General features: G+C 32.3%; 19 protein-coding genes. 13 read left to right on the top strand and 6 right to left on the bottom strand.

The annotated features are described in order from the left end of the window. The first annotated feature begins 34 nt into the window (after positions 1–34). Positions 35–1,519, top strand: coding sequence for an aminoacyl-histidine dipeptidase (locus HW275_RS11155; protein ID WP_178936624.1), 1,485 nt, complete (start codon positions 35–37; stop codon positions 1,517–1,519). Between the two features lie 27 nt (positions 1,520–1,546). Further along, complete coding sequence (rnmV, locus tag HW275_RS11150; RefSeq protein ID WP_178936623.1) at positions 1,547–2,131, top strand: ribonuclease M5; 585 nt, start codon at positions 1,547–1,549, stop codon at positions 2,129–2,131. A gap of 89 nt (positions 2,132–2,220) precedes the next feature. On the opposite strand, the gene HW275_RS11145 is transcribed toward rnmV, so the two are convergent. The 3 genes from HW275_RS11145 to HW275_RS11135 form a co-directional block, all read right to left on the bottom strand. Next, the gene (locus HW275_RS11145) at positions 2,221–2,784 is read right to left on the bottom strand and encodes a DNA-3-methyladenine glycosylase I (RefSeq protein WP_178936622.1); all 564 of its coding nucleotides are present in this window, start codon (positions 2,782–2,784) and stop codon (positions 2,221–2,223) included. Between the two features lie 64 nt (positions 2,785–2,848). Next, positions 2,849–3,944 (bottom strand): peptide chain release factor 2 gene (prfB, locus tag HW275_RS11140; RefSeq protein ID WP_178936621.1). Its coding sequence is split into 2 segments (ribosomal slippage): positions 2,849–3,871 and positions 3,873–3,944, totalling 1,095 coding nucleotides; the frame shifts between segments, so codons are not numbered across the junction. A 118-nt stretch (positions 3,945–4,062) separates the two neighbouring features. Further along, on the bottom strand, positions 4,063–5,097 hold the full coding sequence (locus HW275_RS11135; protein ID WP_178936620.1) for a 2-hydroxyacid dehydrogenase: 1,035 nt from the start codon (positions 5,095–5,097) through the stop codon (positions 4,063–4,065). 352 nt (positions 5,098–5,449) lie between these two features. Between HW275_RS11135 and HW275_RS11130 the strand changes: the two genes are divergently transcribed. From HW275_RS11130 to HW275_RS11120, 3 genes are all read left to right on the top strand, one after another. Next, positions 5,450–5,995: a chromate transporter gene (locus HW275_RS11130; protein ID WP_178936619.1), complete on the top strand. Its 546-nt coding sequence runs from the start codon at positions 5,450–5,452 to the stop codon at positions 5,993–5,995. Next, a complete protein-coding gene (locus HW275_RS11125; protein ID WP_218975161.1) occupies positions 5,995–6,573 on the top strand; it encodes a chromate transporter in 579 nt (192 codons plus the stop codon). The genes HW275_RS11130 and HW275_RS11125 overlap by 1 nt, the downstream gene beginning before the upstream one ends. 125 nt (positions 6,574–6,698) lie before the next feature. Continuing rightward, a complete protein-coding gene (locus HW275_RS11120) occupies positions 6,699–8,351 on the top strand; it encodes a Na/Pi cotransporter family protein (protein WP_178936618.1) in 1,653 nt (550 codons plus the stop codon). A gap of 299 nt (positions 8,352–8,650) precedes the next feature. On the opposite strand, the gene HW275_RS11115 is transcribed toward HW275_RS11120, so the two are convergent. Together HW275_RS11115 and HW275_RS11110 are read right to left on the bottom strand one after the other, a co-directional pair. Further along, entirely contained in the window at positions 8,651–9,193 is a 543-nt protein-coding gene (locus tag HW275_RS11115; protein ID WP_178936617.1) for a C40 family peptidase, read from the bottom strand. A 215-nt stretch (positions 9,194–9,408) separates the two neighbouring features. After that, positions 9,409–10,395 (bottom strand): zinc-binding alcohol dehydrogenase family protein, encoded by a 987-nt coding sequence (locus HW275_RS11110; RefSeq protein ID WP_218975160.1) that lies wholly within the window; start codon positions 10,393–10,395, stop codon positions 9,409–9,411. A 113-nt stretch (positions 10,396–10,508) separates the two neighbouring features. Here HW275_RS11110 and HW275_RS11105 point away from each other — a divergent pair, with 113 nt between their 5' ends. From HW275_RS11105 to HW275_RS11095, 3 genes are all read left to right on the top strand, one after another. Further along, a complete protein-coding gene (locus HW275_RS11105) occupies positions 10,509–10,964 on the top strand; it encodes a MarR family winged helix-turn-helix transcriptional regulator (RefSeq protein ID WP_178936616.1) in 456 nt (151 codons plus the stop codon). A gap of 15 nt (positions 10,965–10,979) precedes the next feature. After that, positions 10,980–11,810: an ABC transporter ATP-binding protein gene (locus HW275_RS11100; protein WP_178936615.1), complete on the top strand. Its 831-nt coding sequence runs from the start codon at positions 10,980–10,982 to the stop codon at positions 11,808–11,810. A gap of 125 nt (positions 11,811–11,935) precedes the next feature. Continuing rightward, a complete protein-coding gene (locus HW275_RS11095; protein WP_178936614.1) occupies positions 11,936–13,462 on the top strand; it encodes an ABC transporter permease/substrate-binding protein in 1,527 nt (508 codons plus the stop codon). 196 nt (positions 13,463–13,658) lie between these two features. Here the strand turns inward: HW275_RS11095 and HW275_RS11090 are convergent, their stop codons facing one another. Further along, the gene (locus HW275_RS11090; RefSeq protein ID WP_178936613.1) at positions 13,659–14,165 is read right to left on the bottom strand and encodes a hypothetical protein; all 507 of its coding nucleotides are present in this window, start codon (positions 14,163–14,165) and stop codon (positions 13,659–13,661) included. Between the two features lie 427 nt (positions 14,166–14,592). Here HW275_RS11090 and HW275_RS11085 point away from each other — a divergent pair, with 427 nt between their 5' ends. From HW275_RS11085 to asrC, 5 genes are all read left to right on the top strand, one after another. After that, the gene (locus tag HW275_RS11085; protein ID WP_255460102.1) at positions 14,593–15,237 is read left to right on the top strand and encodes a formate/nitrite transporter family protein; all 645 of its coding nucleotides are present in this window, start codon (positions 14,593–14,595) and stop codon (positions 15,235–15,237) included. After that, a complete protein-coding gene (locus HW275_RS12485; protein ID WP_255460101.1) occupies positions 15,230–15,361 on the top strand; it encodes a formate/nitrite transporter family protein in 132 nt (43 codons plus the stop codon). The genes HW275_RS11085 and HW275_RS12485 overlap by 8 nt, the downstream gene beginning before the upstream one ends. A 63-nt stretch (positions 15,362–15,424) precedes the next feature. Next, a complete protein-coding gene (locus HW275_RS11080) occupies positions 15,425–16,585 on the top strand; it encodes a 4Fe-4S dicluster domain-containing protein (RefSeq protein WP_178936612.1) in 1,161 nt (386 codons plus the stop codon). Further along, entirely contained in the window at positions 16,582–17,460 is an 879-nt protein-coding gene (gene asrB, locus HW275_RS11075) for an anaerobic sulfite reductase subunit AsrB (RefSeq protein ID WP_255460100.1), read from the top strand. The genes HW275_RS11080 and asrB overlap by 4 nt, the downstream gene beginning before the upstream one ends. A gap of 41 nt (positions 17,461–17,501) precedes the next feature. Continuing rightward, the gene (asrC, locus tag HW275_RS11070) at positions 17,502–18,479 is read left to right on the top strand and encodes a sulfite reductase subunit C (RefSeq protein WP_178936611.1); all 978 of its coding nucleotides are present in this window, start codon (positions 17,502–17,504) and stop codon (positions 18,477–18,479) included. Positions 18,480–18,523 lie beyond the last annotated feature (44 nt).

Genomic DNA, 18,523 nt, shown 5'->3' with positions numbered 1-18,523 from the left:
TTGTTATTAATTTATTTATAGAAAGGAAAACAGAATGAAAATAGAAAATTTATATCCTGAAAAAGTTTTTCAGTATTTTAGTGAAATATCAAAAATACCGAGAGGTTCGGGAAAAGAAAAAAAAATTAGTGACTGGATTGTACAATTTGCAAAGGAAAGAAATCTGGAAGCTATTCAGGACAAGGCATTGAATGTATTAATAAGAAAGCCAGCAACAGCAGGGTATGAAGAATATTCGCCACTTATCCTGCAGGGGCATATGGATATGGTTTGGGAAAAAAATAAAAATACAGAGTTTGACTTTGAAACACAGGGAATTGAGCTTGTTGTGGAAGGTGGATATTTGAAAGCAAATGGAACGACACTTGGAGCGGATAATGGAATTGCTGTGGCTTATGCACTTGCGATACTTGACAGTAATGACTTGAAACATCCAGCACTTGAAATTATTATCACAACTGACGAAGAGGACGGAATGAGCGGAGTTAATAACCTTGACTTTGGGATTTTTTCTGGAAAGACACTTATAAACTTGGATACTGAAGAATACGGACAAGTTTATGTAAGCAGTGCAGGTGGTGCGAGAATCTTTAATGAGTTTAACTTTGATGCAGAAAAGCTCGAAGATGATGACACTGTGATAAGTGTTGATGTGAAAAGGCTTCTAGGTGGACATTCAGGAGCTGAAATTCATTTAGGATTAGGGAATTCAAATAAAATTTTGGCAGAAGTTCTGAATCACTTAAATAAAAAATACACTCTTGCAATAATGGACATTGACGGTGGGGAAAAGACTAATGCGATACCAAGAGAGGCAGTGGCGTTGCTGGCTGTGAAACTTGAGGATGAAAAAGTCAGCGATTTTGAAAGATTGGCAAAACTGGCTTTTGAAAATATAACAAAAGATTTTAAAATTATTGACAAAAATCCAGTTATTGAAGTGAAGGAAGTTAAAAAAGAGAAACTGAAAAATGAAGGGAAATTGTCAATTTCTAATACAAATGCCGTTATTTTATTCTTGCATGAATTTCCAAATGGAGTTATTTCGATGAGCAAGGATATCGAAGGGCTTGTGGAAACTTCAATAAATCTTGGAGTTATAAAAACTGAAAATGAAGATGGGAAAATTGCAATAAAAACTCAGGCATTGCCAAGAAGTTCGGTGAATAAATCGCTTGAAAGGTTATTAAATGATGTAAAGGAACTTTCTGAAAAATATGAAGTGGCAGTAAAAATAAATTCTCCATATCCATCTTGGGAATACCGAAAAGACTCAAAAATTCGTGATATTGTAGTAAATTCATTTAAGAAAATAACAGGGAAGGATCCTGAAATTAAGGCAATTCACGCTGGACTGGAATGTGGAATTTTTGATAACAATATGGAAAACATCGATATTGTTTCAATCGGGCCTAATATTTATGGTGCTCACACTCCAGAAGAAAGAATGGAAATAGAGTCAGTTGGAAAAACTTGGAAATTACTGCTAAAAGTTATGGAAGATTATAATATTAAATAAAAATAAAAAATCAGAAGGAAATATTAAATGAAAAAAGAGCCAAATAAACAAAAAGAAAAACTGAAAATAAACGAAATTATAGTAGTCGAAGGGCGAGATGACATAACAGCCATAAAACGAGTTGTAGATGCACATATTATTGCCTTAAACGGCTTTTCCGCATTATCTAAAAAAACAATAAATAAAATAGTTGAACTGTCAAAAAATAACGATTTAATTTTATTTACAGATCCTGATTTTGCAGGAAAAAAAATTCGTGACATATTAAAAAGATATATTCCGAATATAAAGCACGCTTTCGTGAGTCAAAGAGATGCAACTAAAAATGATAATATCGGAGTGGAAAATGCTAATGACAAAGTAATTTTAGAGGCTTTGAAAAATGTTATTACAGCTAATCAAGATGGTGAAAATAGATTTAATATTAGTGATTTGATTGATAATGGATTTGTTTTGGGAAGTAATGCAAAGGAACGTAGAATAATGCTTGGAGATATTTTAAAAATTGGCTATTATAATGCAAAACAGCTTTTGAAGGCTCTTAATTCATTTAATATTTCAAAAGAACAGTTTGAGGAAGCTGTTGAAGAAATAAATAGTTTATCCCGATAATTAAAATTCGAGAAGCAGGGTTGTAAGGGCATGGCGTCTAGTGCCCTTACGATAAAAAAAATCAAATATGAATAAAATTTTATAAATAATTATTTAGCTGATTTTTTATAAGGACAACTAATTAAATGGTCATCAACTATTCCGATTGCCTGTAAGAAAGAATAAATGATTGTAGATCCAACAAATTTAAAGCCACGTTTTTTCAAATCTTTACTAATTTTATCCGATAATTCAGTAGTAGCAGGCACTTCTGATATGTCTTTCCAGCTATTTATAATTTGCTTATTATCTGTAAAATTCCAGATGTACTTGTCAAATGAGCCAAATTCCTTTTGTACTTCCATGAATGCAAGGGCGTTTTTAACAGAAGCAGCTATTTTTAATTTATTTCTAACAATCCCTTTATTTTCAGATAGTTCAGCCAACTTGTTTTCATCATATTTTGCAATTTTTTTATAATCAAAATTATCAAAAGCACTTCTAAAATTCTCTCTTTTATTCAAAATAAGATTCCAGCTAAGTCCAGCCTGAAAGCCCTCCAATATTAGCATTTCAAAAATATAACTGTCATCGTGGGAAGGCACTCCCCATTCAGTATCGTGGTAGGCAATGTCATTTTCAGATTTTGCCCACGGACATCTAGTATTTTTCATATTTTAAGCCTTTCAATTATTTTAGTTATTATAAGTAAAATTATTTTAAATTTTAAGTACATTATTAGGATTTAGCGTATTTTAAATATTCATTTATAAATAAGTCGATATCTCCATCCATAACTTTTTCCACATTTCCTTCTTCTGCCTTTGTCCTATGATCCTTTACCATTTTGTAAGGTTGGAAGACATATGAACGGATTTGGCTTCCCCATTCGATTTTTGATTCGGTTCCTTTTAATTCTGCCATTTCCTTTTCACGCTTTTCTAATTCCAGCTCGAATAATTTGGATTTTAAGATTTTCATTGCAGTTTCACGGTTTTTTAGCTGTGAACGTTCGTTTTGGCAGGTAACTACTGTATTTGTTGGAATATGTGTGATTCTTACAGCTGAGTCTGTTGTGTTTACATGCTGCCCTCCAGCACCGCTTGCCCTGTAAGTGTCAATTTTCAAGTCTTCTGTGTGAATATCTATTTCAACGTCATCTTCTATTTCTGGGGTAACATTTACTGCGGCAAATGAAGTATGGCGTCTGGCATTCGAGTCAAACGGGGAAATTCTGACAAGTCTATGTACGCCTTTTTCCCCTTTTAGATATCCATAAGCGTAATTTCCCTTTATATTTAGTGTTATACTTTTTATTCCAGCTTCTTCTCCAGCTAGGCTGTCAAGAATTTCAACTTTGAAATTATGCCGGTTTGCCCACCTGTCGTACATTCTGTAAAGCATTTCAGCCCAGTCACATGCCTCGGTTCCGCCAGCTCCCGAATTTATCGTAAGAATAGCATTATTTATGTCGTATTCCTCATCCAGAAGCAATTTTGTCTTAAAATTATCAATTTCATTCTTTAAATCCTGTGCCTTCTGCTCAAGTTCATTTGCAAATGAATTGTCCCCCATCTCAATAAATTCAATGATTGTAGAAACATCTTCAAAAAGCCCGTTTAAATTAGTATATTCTTCAAGCAGCTTTTTTTTCGTACTGATATTTTTCAATATTTCCTGACTATTCTTATTATTCCAAAAATCTGCCTCAAACGTCTTTTTTTCCAAGTTATCAATTTCATTTTTTAAATTTTCAATGTCAAAGATGCCTCCTGATTTCTTCAATATTAGTTTCATTTATTTCATTCTGTTTTTTTATTTCAAATAAATCCATATTTTTAAACCTCTTTTTTTTCAAATTTTAGGAAAGTATTAAAAGAAGCTGCTTTTTAAAACAGCCTCTCTTTAAGTTTTTATTTTCTAAAAACTTTTTTAAATATTTTAAATGACAATTATTTTCTTAAACCTTCAACAACTTTACCAGTTTCTTCGTTGTACCAAACTTCGTTTGTCAATGGTTCTTCTTTTACATAGGATAAAATATTGTTAAATGTTGCTTCAGCAATATTGTCTAACGCTTCTTTTGTTAGGAATGCCTGGTGAGAAGTTAAGACAACATTGTTAAATGACAGCAATCTAGCCAGCAAATCATCTTCTAGCACGCTTGCTGATTCATCTTCAAAGAAATAGCTGCTTTCATTTTCATAAACATCAAGTCCTGCTCCACCGATTTTTTTATCTTTTAATCCTTCAACTAGCGCTTCAGTATCAATTAATCCACCTCTGGCAGCATTGATGATAATAACGCCATCTTTCATTTTAGCAATAGTTTCTTTGTTAATTGTGTGTCTTGTTTCAGGGAATAATGGGCAATGTAATGAAATCACATCAGAATTTGCAAATACTTCATCTAATGTTACATAAGTGAAGTTACCTTCTTTTGCAGCTTGTTCATTAGGGAATTTATCATAACCAATGACTTTCATTCCTAATCCATTTAAAATTTTTATGAAAATTCTTGCGATTCTACCAGTTCCTATAATTCCGGCAGTTTTTCCATTTAAATCCATTCCAGTTAATCCTGCCAAGCTAAAGTTACCTTCTCTTGTTCTGTTATAAGCTTTGTGAGTTTTTCTGTTTACTGACATAAGAAGAGCTAATGAATGCTCAGCAACAGCATATGGAGAGTATGCAGGCACTCTTAACACAGTAATTCTGTTTTCACGGGCAGCCTTTAAGTCAATATTGTTATAACCGGCACATCTTGCAGCAATAACCCTAACTCCATTTTTTGAAAGTATGTTCAATACTTTTGCATTCAAATCATCATTTACGAATGTGCAGACAACATCTTGGTATTTTGTAAGCATCACATTTTTCAGGCTTAATTTTTCTTCGAAATACGTAATATTTGCCCCAAATGTTTCATTCCATTTGTCAAAAAACTCAATATCATAAGGTTTTGCATCGAAAACTACAATTTTCATTTTTACATTCCTCCTAAAATTTATTATCTCTTATGTTTATTATAGCAAAAAGAATTAGGCTAAGTCAAATGATTTTACAAGATTTTTATTATTTTTAAAAATTTTCTATAAAGTTAGTTTTATATAAAGTAAAAAATAAAAATATTTAAGTAATTTAACTTTATGATATGGAAAAAATGCAACAAATAAATTTTTTTGTAAAAAATTAAGTAAAATATGTTAAAATATCTTATAAATCTTGAAATCATGTAATCTAAATTTATAATTAAAAAAAGGATTTTAAGGAAATTTTTTAAAAATGAAAGGAGAGATTATCCTTTAAACATAAAAAATAAAAAGGGTAATAAAAGCTATGAAAGAATTAATTGAATTATTTTTTGTATTTGCAAAAATAGGATTATTTACATTTGGTGGCGGATATGCAATGTTGCCGATGCTGCAAAAGGAAATAGTGGAAAGGCATAAATGGGCAAAAGAGGATGAAATTATGGATTATTTTGCGATTGGACAAGTTACTCCAGGAATTATTGCCATAAATACATCTACTTTTGTTGGATATAAAACAAAAGGCATTATCGGGGGGATTGTTGCTACGGCAGGCATGGTGTTTCCGTCATTAATCATTATTACAGTAATTGCGGCTTTTTTGAAAAATTTTGCCAGCTATAAGCCGGTGCAGTATGCTTTTAATGGTGTTAGAGCCTGTGTCTGTGTACTTATTTTTGAAGCAGTGAGAAAAATGGCAAAAAAATCGGTAGTTGATAAATTTTGTTTAGTAATTTTTATCACAGTGATTGTGTTGTCAATTACAAATTGGATTTCTCCAGCTTTAATTGTAGTTTTGGCAGGAATTTCAGGTATTCTTATAAAAAATTTTGTGAAAAAGGAGGATAAATAATGAAAGTAGAATTAATCAAATTGATGGCATTATCGTTTGAATTTTTTAAAACAGGCTTATTTGCAGTAGGTGGCGGACTTGCAACGCTTCCGTTCCTATATGATATTGGGAAAAGAACTGGCTGGTACACGGCAGGGGACGTGTCAAATATGATTGCCATTTCACAATCCACTCCCGGCCCTATGGGAATAAATATGGCAACCTATGTGGGATTTTCAATATCTGGCTTAGCAGGTGCAGTAACAGCTCCGACAGCTTTGGTATTCCCGTCAGTAGTTATAATAATTGCAATTTCAAAAGCCTTGACAAAATTTAAAGAAGCAGCTTTAGTGCAAAAAATATTTTACGGATTACGTCCCGCATCAACAGGGCTAATTGTAGCGGCAGGTTTAGGGGTTGCAAAAATAACGCTTTTAAACTTGCCAAAATACCAAATTACTCAGAATTTGGCTGATTTGCTGAATTATAAGTCAATAATTTTAGCGGCTGCTATTTTTGGGATAATGAAAAAATTTGACTTGCATCCGATTGTATTAATTTTAATTGCGGCTATTGCCGGGATAATATTCAAATTTTAATTAATAATTTTATTCAGTTTTCATAGCAAAAAAAGATAGCAAATTTAGAAAAAATATGATATAAGTATAACTGGAGAAGAAATTAAGCAAATTAAAAATTTAAAATGTAAGAGAGGATTGATTTGATGAATGGAGTAGCAGTCAGTGTGATTAACTACCAGCAGATGGCATTTGGATTCCTGGGTGGACTGGGATTATTCCTGTTTTGTATAAAGTATATGGGGGACGGGCTGCAAATGGCGGCTGGAGATAGGCTTCGATATATTTTGGATAAATATACAACCTCACCATTCTTAGGCGTTTTAGTTGGGATTTTGGTAACAGCTTTAATACAATCGAGTTCAGGAACAACAGTTATTACGATAGGACTAGTCGGAGCAGGACTTTTGACTTTAAGACAGGCGATTGGAATTGTTATGGGAGCCAATATCGGTACAACAATTACAACTTTCATAATTGGATTTAATATTACGCATTATGCATTGCCAATATTATTTTTAGGGGCTGCATGCCTGTTTTTTGTAAAACATAATTTTATAAATAATTTAGGTAGGATTTTATTTGGTTTTGGTGGGATATTTTTTGCATTAACATTGATGTCAAGCGCAATGGAACCACTTAAACATCTGCCAGCATTTACGGAATTGACAGTAAAGTTAAGCAATAGTCCAATTTTAGGAGTATTTATTGGAACAATAATCACAATGCTGGTTCAGGCTTCAAGTGCTACAATCAGTATTCTGCAAAATGTATATAAAGAACACCTTATAACGCTAAAAGCAGCATTGCCTGTACTTTTTGGAGATAATATAGGGACAACCATAACAGCAATCATCGCAGTAATTGGGGCAAATACTTCGGCAAAAAGACTGGCCTTGTCGCATACAATGTTTAATGTTATCGGAACAGTTATTTTTATGATTTTATTATCACCATTTTCAATATTTGTAGAAAAAATGGCTCACTTTCTTCATTTGAATCCAAAAGTAACAATAGCATTTGCACATGGTTCATTTAACATTATGACAACAGTTTTATTATTTCCATTTATCGGTGTGCTTGAGTACGTTGTTGTAAAACTGATTAAGGAAAAAGATGAAGATAAAGTTGAAAACAAGCCAAAATACTTAGATACGGCGTTAATATACACACCTTCAATTGCATTGGGGCAAGTAAAGCAGGAGATGCTTTCAATGATTTCACTTGCACTAAAAAGTTTAGAAAGATCAGTTGAATTTTTCCATGATCACAATGAAAAAACAGCAGAAAAAGTAGAAAAAACAGAAGATGCAATAAATAATATTGATCAGGAAATTACAAAATACTTAACTACGTTGTCACAGGAGCATATAACTGAAAAGGATGGAGAAGAAATCAGCATGTATCTTGATATGTGCCGTGATGTAGAGCGTATAGGAGATCATGCAGTCGGAATCGTAAGAGATACTAGATATGAAATTAAGAAAAAATTAGTATTTACAGAGATAGCTCATGAGGAAGTACAAAAATTATTCCTAATCTCAAAACAAATAATCGAAACGGCTGAAGAAGCGTTAAAAAACAATGATACAGAAAAAGCATTCACAGTAGTCGATTTACATAATAAACTTTACACTAAAGAAAAAGAAGTTAGAAAAGCCCATATAAAACGGGTAAGCAAGCATGAGTGCGATGTAAAAGCTGGACTTTATTACATAGATGTTGTATCACACTTCACAAGAATCGGGGACCATGCCAGAAACTTAGTTGAAAAAATGATTGAAAACAAGGCAAATTAGAGTATATGAGGATAGGCTAACGATAGCCTATTTTTATATTTGGGGACAAAATTTAGGGACAAAAAATTTTTTTAGGGCGTGTATGAAAACCCTGAAATCAGTGATATTTTTAATGATTGTCAAATAAAATACTTATAATCAAAAGTTAAAACAAAAAAAGGAGAAATATCTTTACCAAGATATAACTCCCTATTCCAAAGTTTTTTTATTTTTCAAAATCTATCTGATTTTATGTTTTCTTGTTATACACAAGATTTTATGTAAAGAATATATTTATTTATAAGAAATTAATTCATAGATTAACTAAATGGATTAATTGCCCATCTAAATGTCTTGTTGTAAAAATTACTGTCTAAACTAGAAACTGTTACCCTTCTACTTCCAGAAGAAGCGTGAATGAACTGTCTATTACCCATGTAGATACCTACGTGAGAAATACGACCTTTTCCAGTTGTTTCAAAAAATACCAAATCGCCTTTCGTCATATTCATTGATGAAATTCTTGGTTTAAATGTTGCTTGTGAACTTGATACTCTAGGCAAGTTTACATTAGCAGCTTTTTTGAATACGTAACCAACGAAGCCTGAACAATCAAAACTGTTAGGACCAGTTGCTCCCCAAACATATGGTGAACCTAATTTTGTCTGTGCAAAAGAGATAATTTGATCTCTTACTGCTGTAGAAGAATTTCCACTACTGCTCACCTCGCTATGTCTTGGTCTTGATACAACAGTCAAGTCTATTGTTTTATTGCTATAATGATTTTTGATTGTACTTTGTAAATCTGCAAATGATACTGCAGATATAATTATAGCTCCAGCTAGCATCAATATTTTTTTCATTAGAACCTCCAATCTACCTTTGAACTTTGGTAAATATATTATAGCAATAATTCCTTTTATTTTAATTTTTAATTAGTTAATTTTTACTTAAAGTTATTGAAATTTATCTTTGTTTTTTAGATTGGAACATGTATCATATGCCCAGATCTTTTAATATTGGACTGCTATAATTGAATATTTTCAGGTTTGGATAAAATAATTATAACTTTTGAGTTTTAAAGAGTTTTTACTATGACTTTTCCGTTAGCGCTATTTGATTCAAGGTATTGATGTGCCAAGGATATTTCATCTAGTGTAAATATTTTTGAAATTCGTGGCTTTATATTATATTTTTCCATAAAATCAAACATTTCTTTTATTGTGGTCCTATTTACATTTGTGCTGTCAAATGAAGTCAAGTAAGATTCTGAAGGAATATCGCTAAGTGGCTCAAAATTTTCAATTACCCATCCTCCAAGACAGCCTGTCATACAGACTATTCCGCCTTGTTTTACAGATTTTAGGGAATTTTTCAATGTTGGTGTGCCGATTAAATCGAGAACTTTATCAATTCCATCAGGAAAATGTTTTCTTAACTGACTGTCAAAAGTATCATCTTGAATTAAGACGAAATCTGCTCCAATTTCTTTTAAAAATTCAGCTTTAGTTTGACTTCTTGAAGTTGCGATTACGGTATTTCCAAAACTTTTGGCAAGCTGAATTGAAGCAAGGGCCACTGAACTTGTTCCACCACGAATTAATAGGGTGTCAGTATTTTTTAATTTTAAGCTTTTGAATAAAGAGCCATAAGCGGTATAGTAAAGTTCAGGGTATGCTGCAAGTTTTGTCCAGTCTGTTTCTGAAATAGTTATTGGATAAACTTGTGAAGACGGTACAAGAGTGTATTCGGCGTAACTTCCGTTAAATTCACGTCCCAAGCCATTCATCATTGTGAAAACTCTATCTCCCTTTTTAAAATCGCTGTCGGAAGCGTCTTCAATAACGCCAACGCATTCAATTCCAATCACACGTGGCAATTTTACAGACGGAGAAAATCCATTTCTAGTAAATATTTCAGCCCGATTTATTCCAAATGCCTTAATTTTTATAAGTACCCAGCCTTCTTTAACTTTTGGAATTTCAATATTTTGAATTTTTAATTCATCAGCAGTACAAGGTTTTTCGAGAACAACTGCTTTCATAGTATTTTTTTTATTTATCATAACAAAATTCCTTTCTTAATTTTTAAATTTTAAATTGACAAATATAATTCTTTATAGTATTATACTATATAGAACTAAAAAGTCAAGAAATTTTTTAATGAATGGAGGTAAAGATGTATAAAAAAATAAATTTAGGAATATACATAAGCAAAATTAAGCAAATACATGACAGAATCTTAAATCATATTTTGTCAAAAAGGGAAATTACAGTATTTAATGGAGAACGTGGGAAAATACTGCATATACTTTGGGAAAAGGATAATATCACATGTAAGGAATTGTCAGAAAAAACCGGGCTTGCGATAAATACGCTTACACCGATGTTGGATAGGATTGAAAAGGTTGGGCTGATAGAAAGAAGGCCTCATCCTGGTGACAGACGTAAAGTATTGATAAAGCTTACAGAGTATGCACAGGGCTTTAAAAAAGAATATGAGGAAATTTCTGAAACCATGGCAAATTATGTTTATGAAGGGTTTTCTCAAGAGGAAATTGAGATGAGTGAAGGGTTTTTGGAAAGGATTTCACAGAATTTAGAGAAGGTTGAAAAGGAAAGAAGTAAGAAATAATGGGAAGGAGAGAATATGAACAAAATTATAGAATTTCAGAATGTGAATAAAGTGTATCCGAATGGAAATGAAGCTGTAAAAGATATAAATTTTTCAATAAATGAAGGAGAATTTATTGTGTTTATTGGAACTTCTGGCAGCGGGAAAACTACGGCTTTGAAAATGATAAATCGGCTGGAGGATGCGACTTCTGGGGAAATAAAAATAAAGGGTAAGGATATTTTTGAATATAATATTCATAAAATGCGTTGGAATATGGGGTATGTCTTGCAGCAGGTAGCTTTGTTTCCGCATATGACAGTAGAAGAAAATATAAGTATTGTGCCTGAACTGAAAGGGTGGAAGAAAGAAGAGATTAAGGCAAGGACAGAAGAACTTCTGGAAATGATTGGGCTGGAAAGCGAGAAATATTTGAAGAGAATGCCGTCTGAGCTGTCTGGTGGAGAAGCACAGAGAATTGGTATTGCAAGGGCATTGGCAGGGGATCCTGAAATTATGCTGATGGATGAGCCTTTTAGCGCATTGGATCCGATTACAAGGAAAAGTTTGCAAAAGGATATAAAGGAATTGCAGCAGAAAATTAATAAGACAATTGTCTTTGTAACACATGATATTGAGGAGGCCTTTTATTTGGGAGATAGGATTTTAATAATTAAGGATGGGAAAATTATTCAGTCTGGAACAAAATCCGAATTAATTAATAATCCAAAAGATGAATTTGTAAGGGAATTTATCAGTTTGGAGGCAGATAAGAATATTGAAAATGAAATTGATAAAAAAATTATTGAGAAATTGAAGGAAAATGGGGAATATGAGAAATTGGCCTTAGAAATAGAGAAATTATAAAAACAGGTTTAGGGCTAAAAAATCTGATTAATGACAGTAAAAAAATCAAAATTGAAAACATTGAATTAATTGAATTTTGTAGGCTTTTATAAATTATTAAATTTTAGAAATTAAAGGAGAAAATTATGAATAATCACTTTTTTCAAGTATTTTATGAGCGTAAAGAGGAGTTTTTCAAGGCTGTCCTTGAGCATATGCAAATTTCGTTTTATGCACTTGTAATTGCCTTGATTATTGCGATTCCGCTTGGAATTTACTTGACTTACAAAAAGAAAATAGCAGAAATAATTATCGGACTCACAGCAATAATGCAAACTATACCTTCACTTGCACTACTTGGACTTCTTATTCCGATTATGGGAATTGGTAGAAAACCTGCAATTACAGCACTTGTAATATATGCGTTGCTTCCAATTTTACGAAATACATATACGGGAATAAATGGCGTTGATCCAGTGTATATGGTGGCTTCAAGGGCTATGGGAATGAACAAGGCACAACAGCTCTTTAAAATTCAGCTGCCACTTGCAATGCCTGTAATTATGGCGGGAATCCGTACAGCGACAGTGCTTATCATTGGAACGGCGACACTTGCTTCGTTAATCGGTGCAGGAGGGCTTGGGAAATTGATTTTGCTTGGACTTGACAGGAATAATATGGATTTGATTTTGCTTGGGGCGATTCCATCGGCGTTACTAGCGGTTCTGTTTGATTTTGTATTAAAGAAACTGGAAAATAAAAACTGGAAAGTGATTTTAATTTCATTTATTGCTTTATTTATGGTATTTTTTGCCGGAAATTCAGTTATGAATAAGCAAAGCAAGAGAGATAAAATTGTAATTTCAGGAAAATTGGGGACAGAGCCGGAAATATTGATAAATATGTATAAACTTCTGATTGAGGATGAAATGAATGTGGATGTGGAACTAAAATCAGGCTTTGGAACTACGTCATTTAACTTTAATGCCTTGAAATCAGGAGAAGTTGATATTTATCCTGAATTTACAGGAACTGTAGTATTCACATTTCTTAACGAAACGCCAGTCAGCAATATTAAGGAGCAAGTTTATGAGCAGGCTAGAAATGGAATTTTGAAAAAATATAACATGGTTCTGTTAAAGCCAATGGCATACAATAACACTTATGCAGTTGGAGTTTCACAAAAATTTGCAAGTGAAAATAATCTTACAAAAATATCCGACTTAGCAAGAGTTAAAGATAAAGCCAAAGTTGGTTTTACAAGAGAATTTGTTGACAGGGAAGACGGATACAAAGGCATGAAGAAACTTTATAATTTTGAATTTCCTGATGTTAAGGAATTTGAGCCGAAATTACGATATGTGGCGGTGCAAAGCGGAGATATAAATGTGATTGATGCTTATTCAACAGATAGTGAGCTGGAGCAGTATAAAATGGTGGTTTTGGAAGATGACAGAAATTTATTCCCTCCATATCAGGGAGCACCTTTAATGCGAAGCGAAACCTTGAAGAAATATCCTAAATTAGAACAGATTTTAAATAAACTGTATAATAAAGTTACAGATGATGAGATGCGTAAGATGAACTTTGAAGTGGGAGTCAACGGGAAAAAGGCTTATGATGTGGCAAAGGAATACTTGATAAAAAATGGATTAATTAAAAATAAAAAATAAAATTTGCTTATTACTCAAGATAAGCAGAAATATAAAAAATGACAGTCCAAAATTATAATTTTTTATAACTTGCTGGATTGCCATTTTTTTCCTTAAATAGCGAATATGGAGAGAGAATTAGAATAATTCACTATTCAAGATATAAATTGTTAAAAATATATTTGTTAGCATTATTATTAGTATGATTGATTTTTTATTAGTCTAAAGGCGGCATATCATCAGGTTTAGGTCCTTTAGGTTTATGATTTAGCATTTCTATTAATTTAGCAGCTTCTTCTTTTGTAACTTTTCCGCTGTTTAACGAATTTGTTAGTGACTGAATTTCCGTGTCAGTTAATCTTTTGGGTGCGTCTTTTGGCTTGCATTTATCATTCGGTTTTTCATGAGGCCCTTTTCTTTCCAGAATTTTTGCAATTTCAGCACCTTCAGCTTTTGTAATTTTTCCATTAGTCAGCTTTTTCTTTAATTCTTCAATTTTAGCGGGATCAAGTTTTTTTATAATGTTTCCGTTTTCATCTACAAGATTTCCATTGCTGTCTTTTTGTAATTTATGTGGCGGTTTACATTCATCGTCAGTTGTACTGTTTGCAGTAGCAGTTGTTCTGCCGGTATTATTCGCCGCTGTAAGGGTAGTGCCTGCAAATACTGACAATGAAGTTAATATAGCGAGTCCTAAAATTCTATTTTTACCTATTTTTTTCATAGTAATTCCTCCGATTATCTATTTTATAGTTTTATTTTTGTGTCATTTCTTATTGACAAAAATATAATATCACTAAATTTTGACAAAAAAATGAAGAAATTGTGTCTTTTTTGTGAAATTTTATTTTTTTTACTAAAATCGTTTTAAAACAGTTTTATTATGTATTCAAATTCTTTAAATATTCAGCTGTTAAAATTAAATGTTCTCGAGATTTGAGGCGGAATAGTAACTTCTGAGTTCAATTTTAAAATGATTTTACTATAATTTAGATATTCAAAATATTATAATTACAAATATAAAATAAATAAAATTCATTATGGACTTTTTTATATATTTATGTGATAATTTAATATAAGAAATTTTTCACAAATAAATTTAACAGGAAGGGAGAATGTAATAAAAAATAGTTTTATTACAGTAGAAAAGAATGAAGAATAAAGAAACTTTGGAATTAGTAACGAATGCTGCAAAAGGTAAAATAGGACTTTTAAAAGAAAGTAAAGGGAAATATTTTTTATCAGCCTTTTTGGCTGGAATGTTTATTGGTATTGGAATTTTATTGACATTTACGGTTGGTGGGGTTAGTAGCGGCTTGCCAACTAACAAAATTCTTATGGGAGTCAGCTTTGGGATAGCGCTTAGCCTTGTAGTTGTGTTTGGAACAGAACTTTTTACAGGAAATAATATGATCGGGATAGCGGGACTTCTGAACAAGGGCATAAGTTTTAAGGATATGGTTCTCATGTGGATAGCGGCTTATGTGGGAAATATCGCAGGATCAGTCGTACTTGCGTGTATGTATGTGTTTTCAAATTCCGCCTCAAAACCTGTTGTGGAATTTATTGTAAAGGTTTCCAAGGCAAAAGTTACTGCACTGCCGCACGAACTGTTTTTTAAAGGAATTTTATGCAATATTCTTGTATGTCTTGCAGTTCTGGCTGGGATAAAACTGAAGGAGGAAACTGCCAAGCTGATAATGGTATTCTGGTGTCTATTTGCCTTTATAACTGCTGGATTTGAGCATAGTGTCGCTAATATGACGCTTTTTTTTAATGATGGGAATAATGTATAATGGAGCAAAAGAAATAACATTAAATGGCTATTTTTATAATTTATTATTTGTAACATTTGGGAATATTGTTGGGGGAGGATTTGTTGGTTTTGCCTGTTATTATTTGGCGAAAAAGGATAAATAGCAGTTGAAATAAAAAGCAATATGATTTTTAAATGGAGAGATAAAGCAAAATTTAGGAGGGAAAATGAAAATCAGTTTAAATCGTGAAAATTTTAATCTGGCACTTGAAAAGCTGAAAAAAGAATACAAGATATATGCACCAATTGAGATACCATTTCGTGGTACATTTTCAGATACTTCTGTAATCAGATATTCTGAAATTGAAAAAATTGATGAAATATGTTTTGACAAGAAATCTCATTTTTCAGCAAAGGAAATAATGCTGCCAATAACGCAAACAATGTTCTATTTTACAGAAGAAGGATGTAAGATGCCCAAAGAACAGGAGCAAAAATATCTTATATTTCTTAGAAGCTGTGATTTACACGGTGTCAAAAGAGTTGATGACATTTACTTGAATAATAAGTTTTTGGATATTTACTACAAAAGAGTCAGAGATAAAGTTAAATTTGTAGTGTTTGGATGTCCAAATTCATTTGAGAACTGTTTTTGTGTAGATATGGGCACTAATAAGACAGATGAATATAATATTGGAATAAAAGTTACAGAAGAGGAAATATTTGCTGATATAAAAGATGACGAGCTGAAGGTTTATTTTAAAGAACTTATCGCTGAGAAAAACAATGGAAATAATGATGAAAATAAAATAAATGAAATGTACCTAGATGTAAAAGATGAAAAAATGAAAAAATATCTTGAAGAAATAATTGCTGAAAATAATAGCAATAAAATAAGTGAAAATGTTGAATTTGAAATGGAATTCGTAGAAGATAACGAAATTCATGTGGATATTCCTGACAATATTGAACTTGAAGATATAATAAATCTGGATTTATGGCGTGAATATGACAGCCGTTGCATAGCCTGTGGAAAATGTAACTTTGTTTGTCCAACTTGTACCTGCACGACTACACAAGACGTTTTTTACAGTGAAAATGAAAACAATGGGGAAAGAAGGCGTGTATGGGCTTCATGTCATGTGAACGGCTTTACAGATATGGCTGGCGGTCATTCATTCAGACAAAGACATGGAGATAGAATGAGATTTAAGGTAATGCACAAAATATCTGATTTTAAGAAAAGATTTGGATATCAGATGTGTACAGGATGTGGAAGATGTGATGATGCGTGTCCTGAATACATTTCATTCTCAAATTGCATAAACAAGCTAAGTGCCGAACTAAAAAGAATATCGGCTGAAAAAAGAGGTGAAGAATCAGAATGAGTATAATTAACACATTAAATACAATAAATATGGATGAACAGGCTATAATGGATATGAACGTATTTTTACCGGTTGTTCACAAACTTTTGTCCATCGAGAAAGTTACCGAGCTGGAATGGCTATTTCGTGTGGAATATAAAAAGGGAAGTGTAGAAGCTGGACAGTTTATGCAAGTTTCATTACCAGGAGTTGGAGAAGCTCCTATTTCCATTGCAAATTTTGACTTGGAGGAAGGTTATCTTGATTTCCTTATTAGAAAAGTTGGGAAAGTTACAGACAAGATTTTTGAACTGAAAGCAGGAGATAAAATTTTTTTGAGAGGGCCTTACGGGCATGGATTCCCAATTGAACAATACAAAAATAAGCATATTGTAATGGTTATTGGAGGAAGTGGAATTGCACCAGTTCGTCCGATTATCGAATATTTTACAAAACATCCTGATCAAATGAAGTCCTTTAAAATCATTGTTGGATATAAAAATTATGAAAGTGTTATTTTTGAAGAGGAATTTTCACGTTGGAGAGAAAATATTGAAATACTTGTAACATTGGATAACGTAGAAACAGCAAGAAATATTGGAAAGACAGAAGACGAAATGCACGAAGGAATGGTTACTAAATATATTCCAGATTTAAAGATTCCTGAAAATATGGATGAAGTTGAATACATTGTTGTAGGTCCTCCAGTAATGATGCATTTTTCTTGCCTTGAAATCCTAAAAACAGGTGTTCCAACTGAAAAAATATGGGTTTCATTTGAAAGAAAGATGTCCTGTGCCGTTGGGAAATGCGGACATTGTAAAATTGATGAAACATATATTTGCCTTGAAGGGCCAGTATTTAGATACGATTTTGCAAAAAAACTGCTTGATTAAGATATGAATTTTAAGAAAAAACAAAAGAAGAGGTAAAAACAATGAGCATGGATTTAAATAGAAAAATTGTTACCAAAAACGCATTCAGGGTAACAAAGGACAGATCTAAAACAGCATTGCGTGTGAGAGTGCCAGGAGGAGCAATTACTGGGGAAATAATGGAAATGGTTGCAAAAATAGCTAATACTTATGGAGATGGAAATGTTCATATTACAACTCGTCAAGGTTTTGAAGTGTTGGGAATTTCTTGGAATGATATTGAGAAAGTAAATAAAATGGTGCAACCAATCATGGAAAAATTGGAAATTAATTATAAGGATAAAGATAAAGGATATGCCGCTGCTGGTACAAGAAATATTGCCGCTTGCATCGGAAACAAAGTGTGTCCAAAAGGTGCCTATAATACGACGGAATTTGCAAAGAAAATCGAAAAAGCAATATTTCCAAATGATTTTCACTTTAAGGTAGCATTAACAGGCTGTCCAAATGACTGTCAAAAAGTCAGAATGCATGATTTTGGAATAATTGGAATGGCAAAACCCGAACTTGATGAATCTAAATGTGTTTCTTGCGGAATGTGTGAAAGAAAATGTAAAAAGCTCTCAACAGGAGCAATTTCATATAAAAACTATAAACCTGTAAGAGATCATCAAAGATGTATAGGCTGTGGAGAATGTGTCTTAAACTGCCCAACAGGCGCATGGACAAGATCCCCTAAAAAATATTACAAACTTGCAATAATGGGAAGAACTGGGAAGCAAAACCCAAGACTGGCAGAAGACTGGCTATTCTGGGCAGATGAAGAGTCAATAATAAAAATTATAAAAAATACTTACGAATACGTTGACAAATATATCGACAGAAGTCTTCCAAAAGAACATATAGGTTATATCGTTGACAGAACAGGTTTTGAAGAATTTAAAAAATGGGCATTAAAAGGAGTTAATTTACCTGAAGAAACTGTGATGGTAAATAATGTGTATTGGAGAAATGGCATAAAGTATCAAGGAATATTGTAAATATAAGATTAACGTGAATTATAAAGAAATATAAGGAAGTGTGA

The organism is Leptotrichia sp. oral taxon 223 (genome assembly GCF_013394795.1).
GTDB lineage: Bacteria > Fusobacteriota > Fusobacteriia > Fusobacteriales > Leptotrichiaceae > Leptotrichia.
The sequence above is the reverse complement of the archived record's forward strand: the minus strand, read 5'-3'. Positions and strand labels throughout refer to the sequence as shown.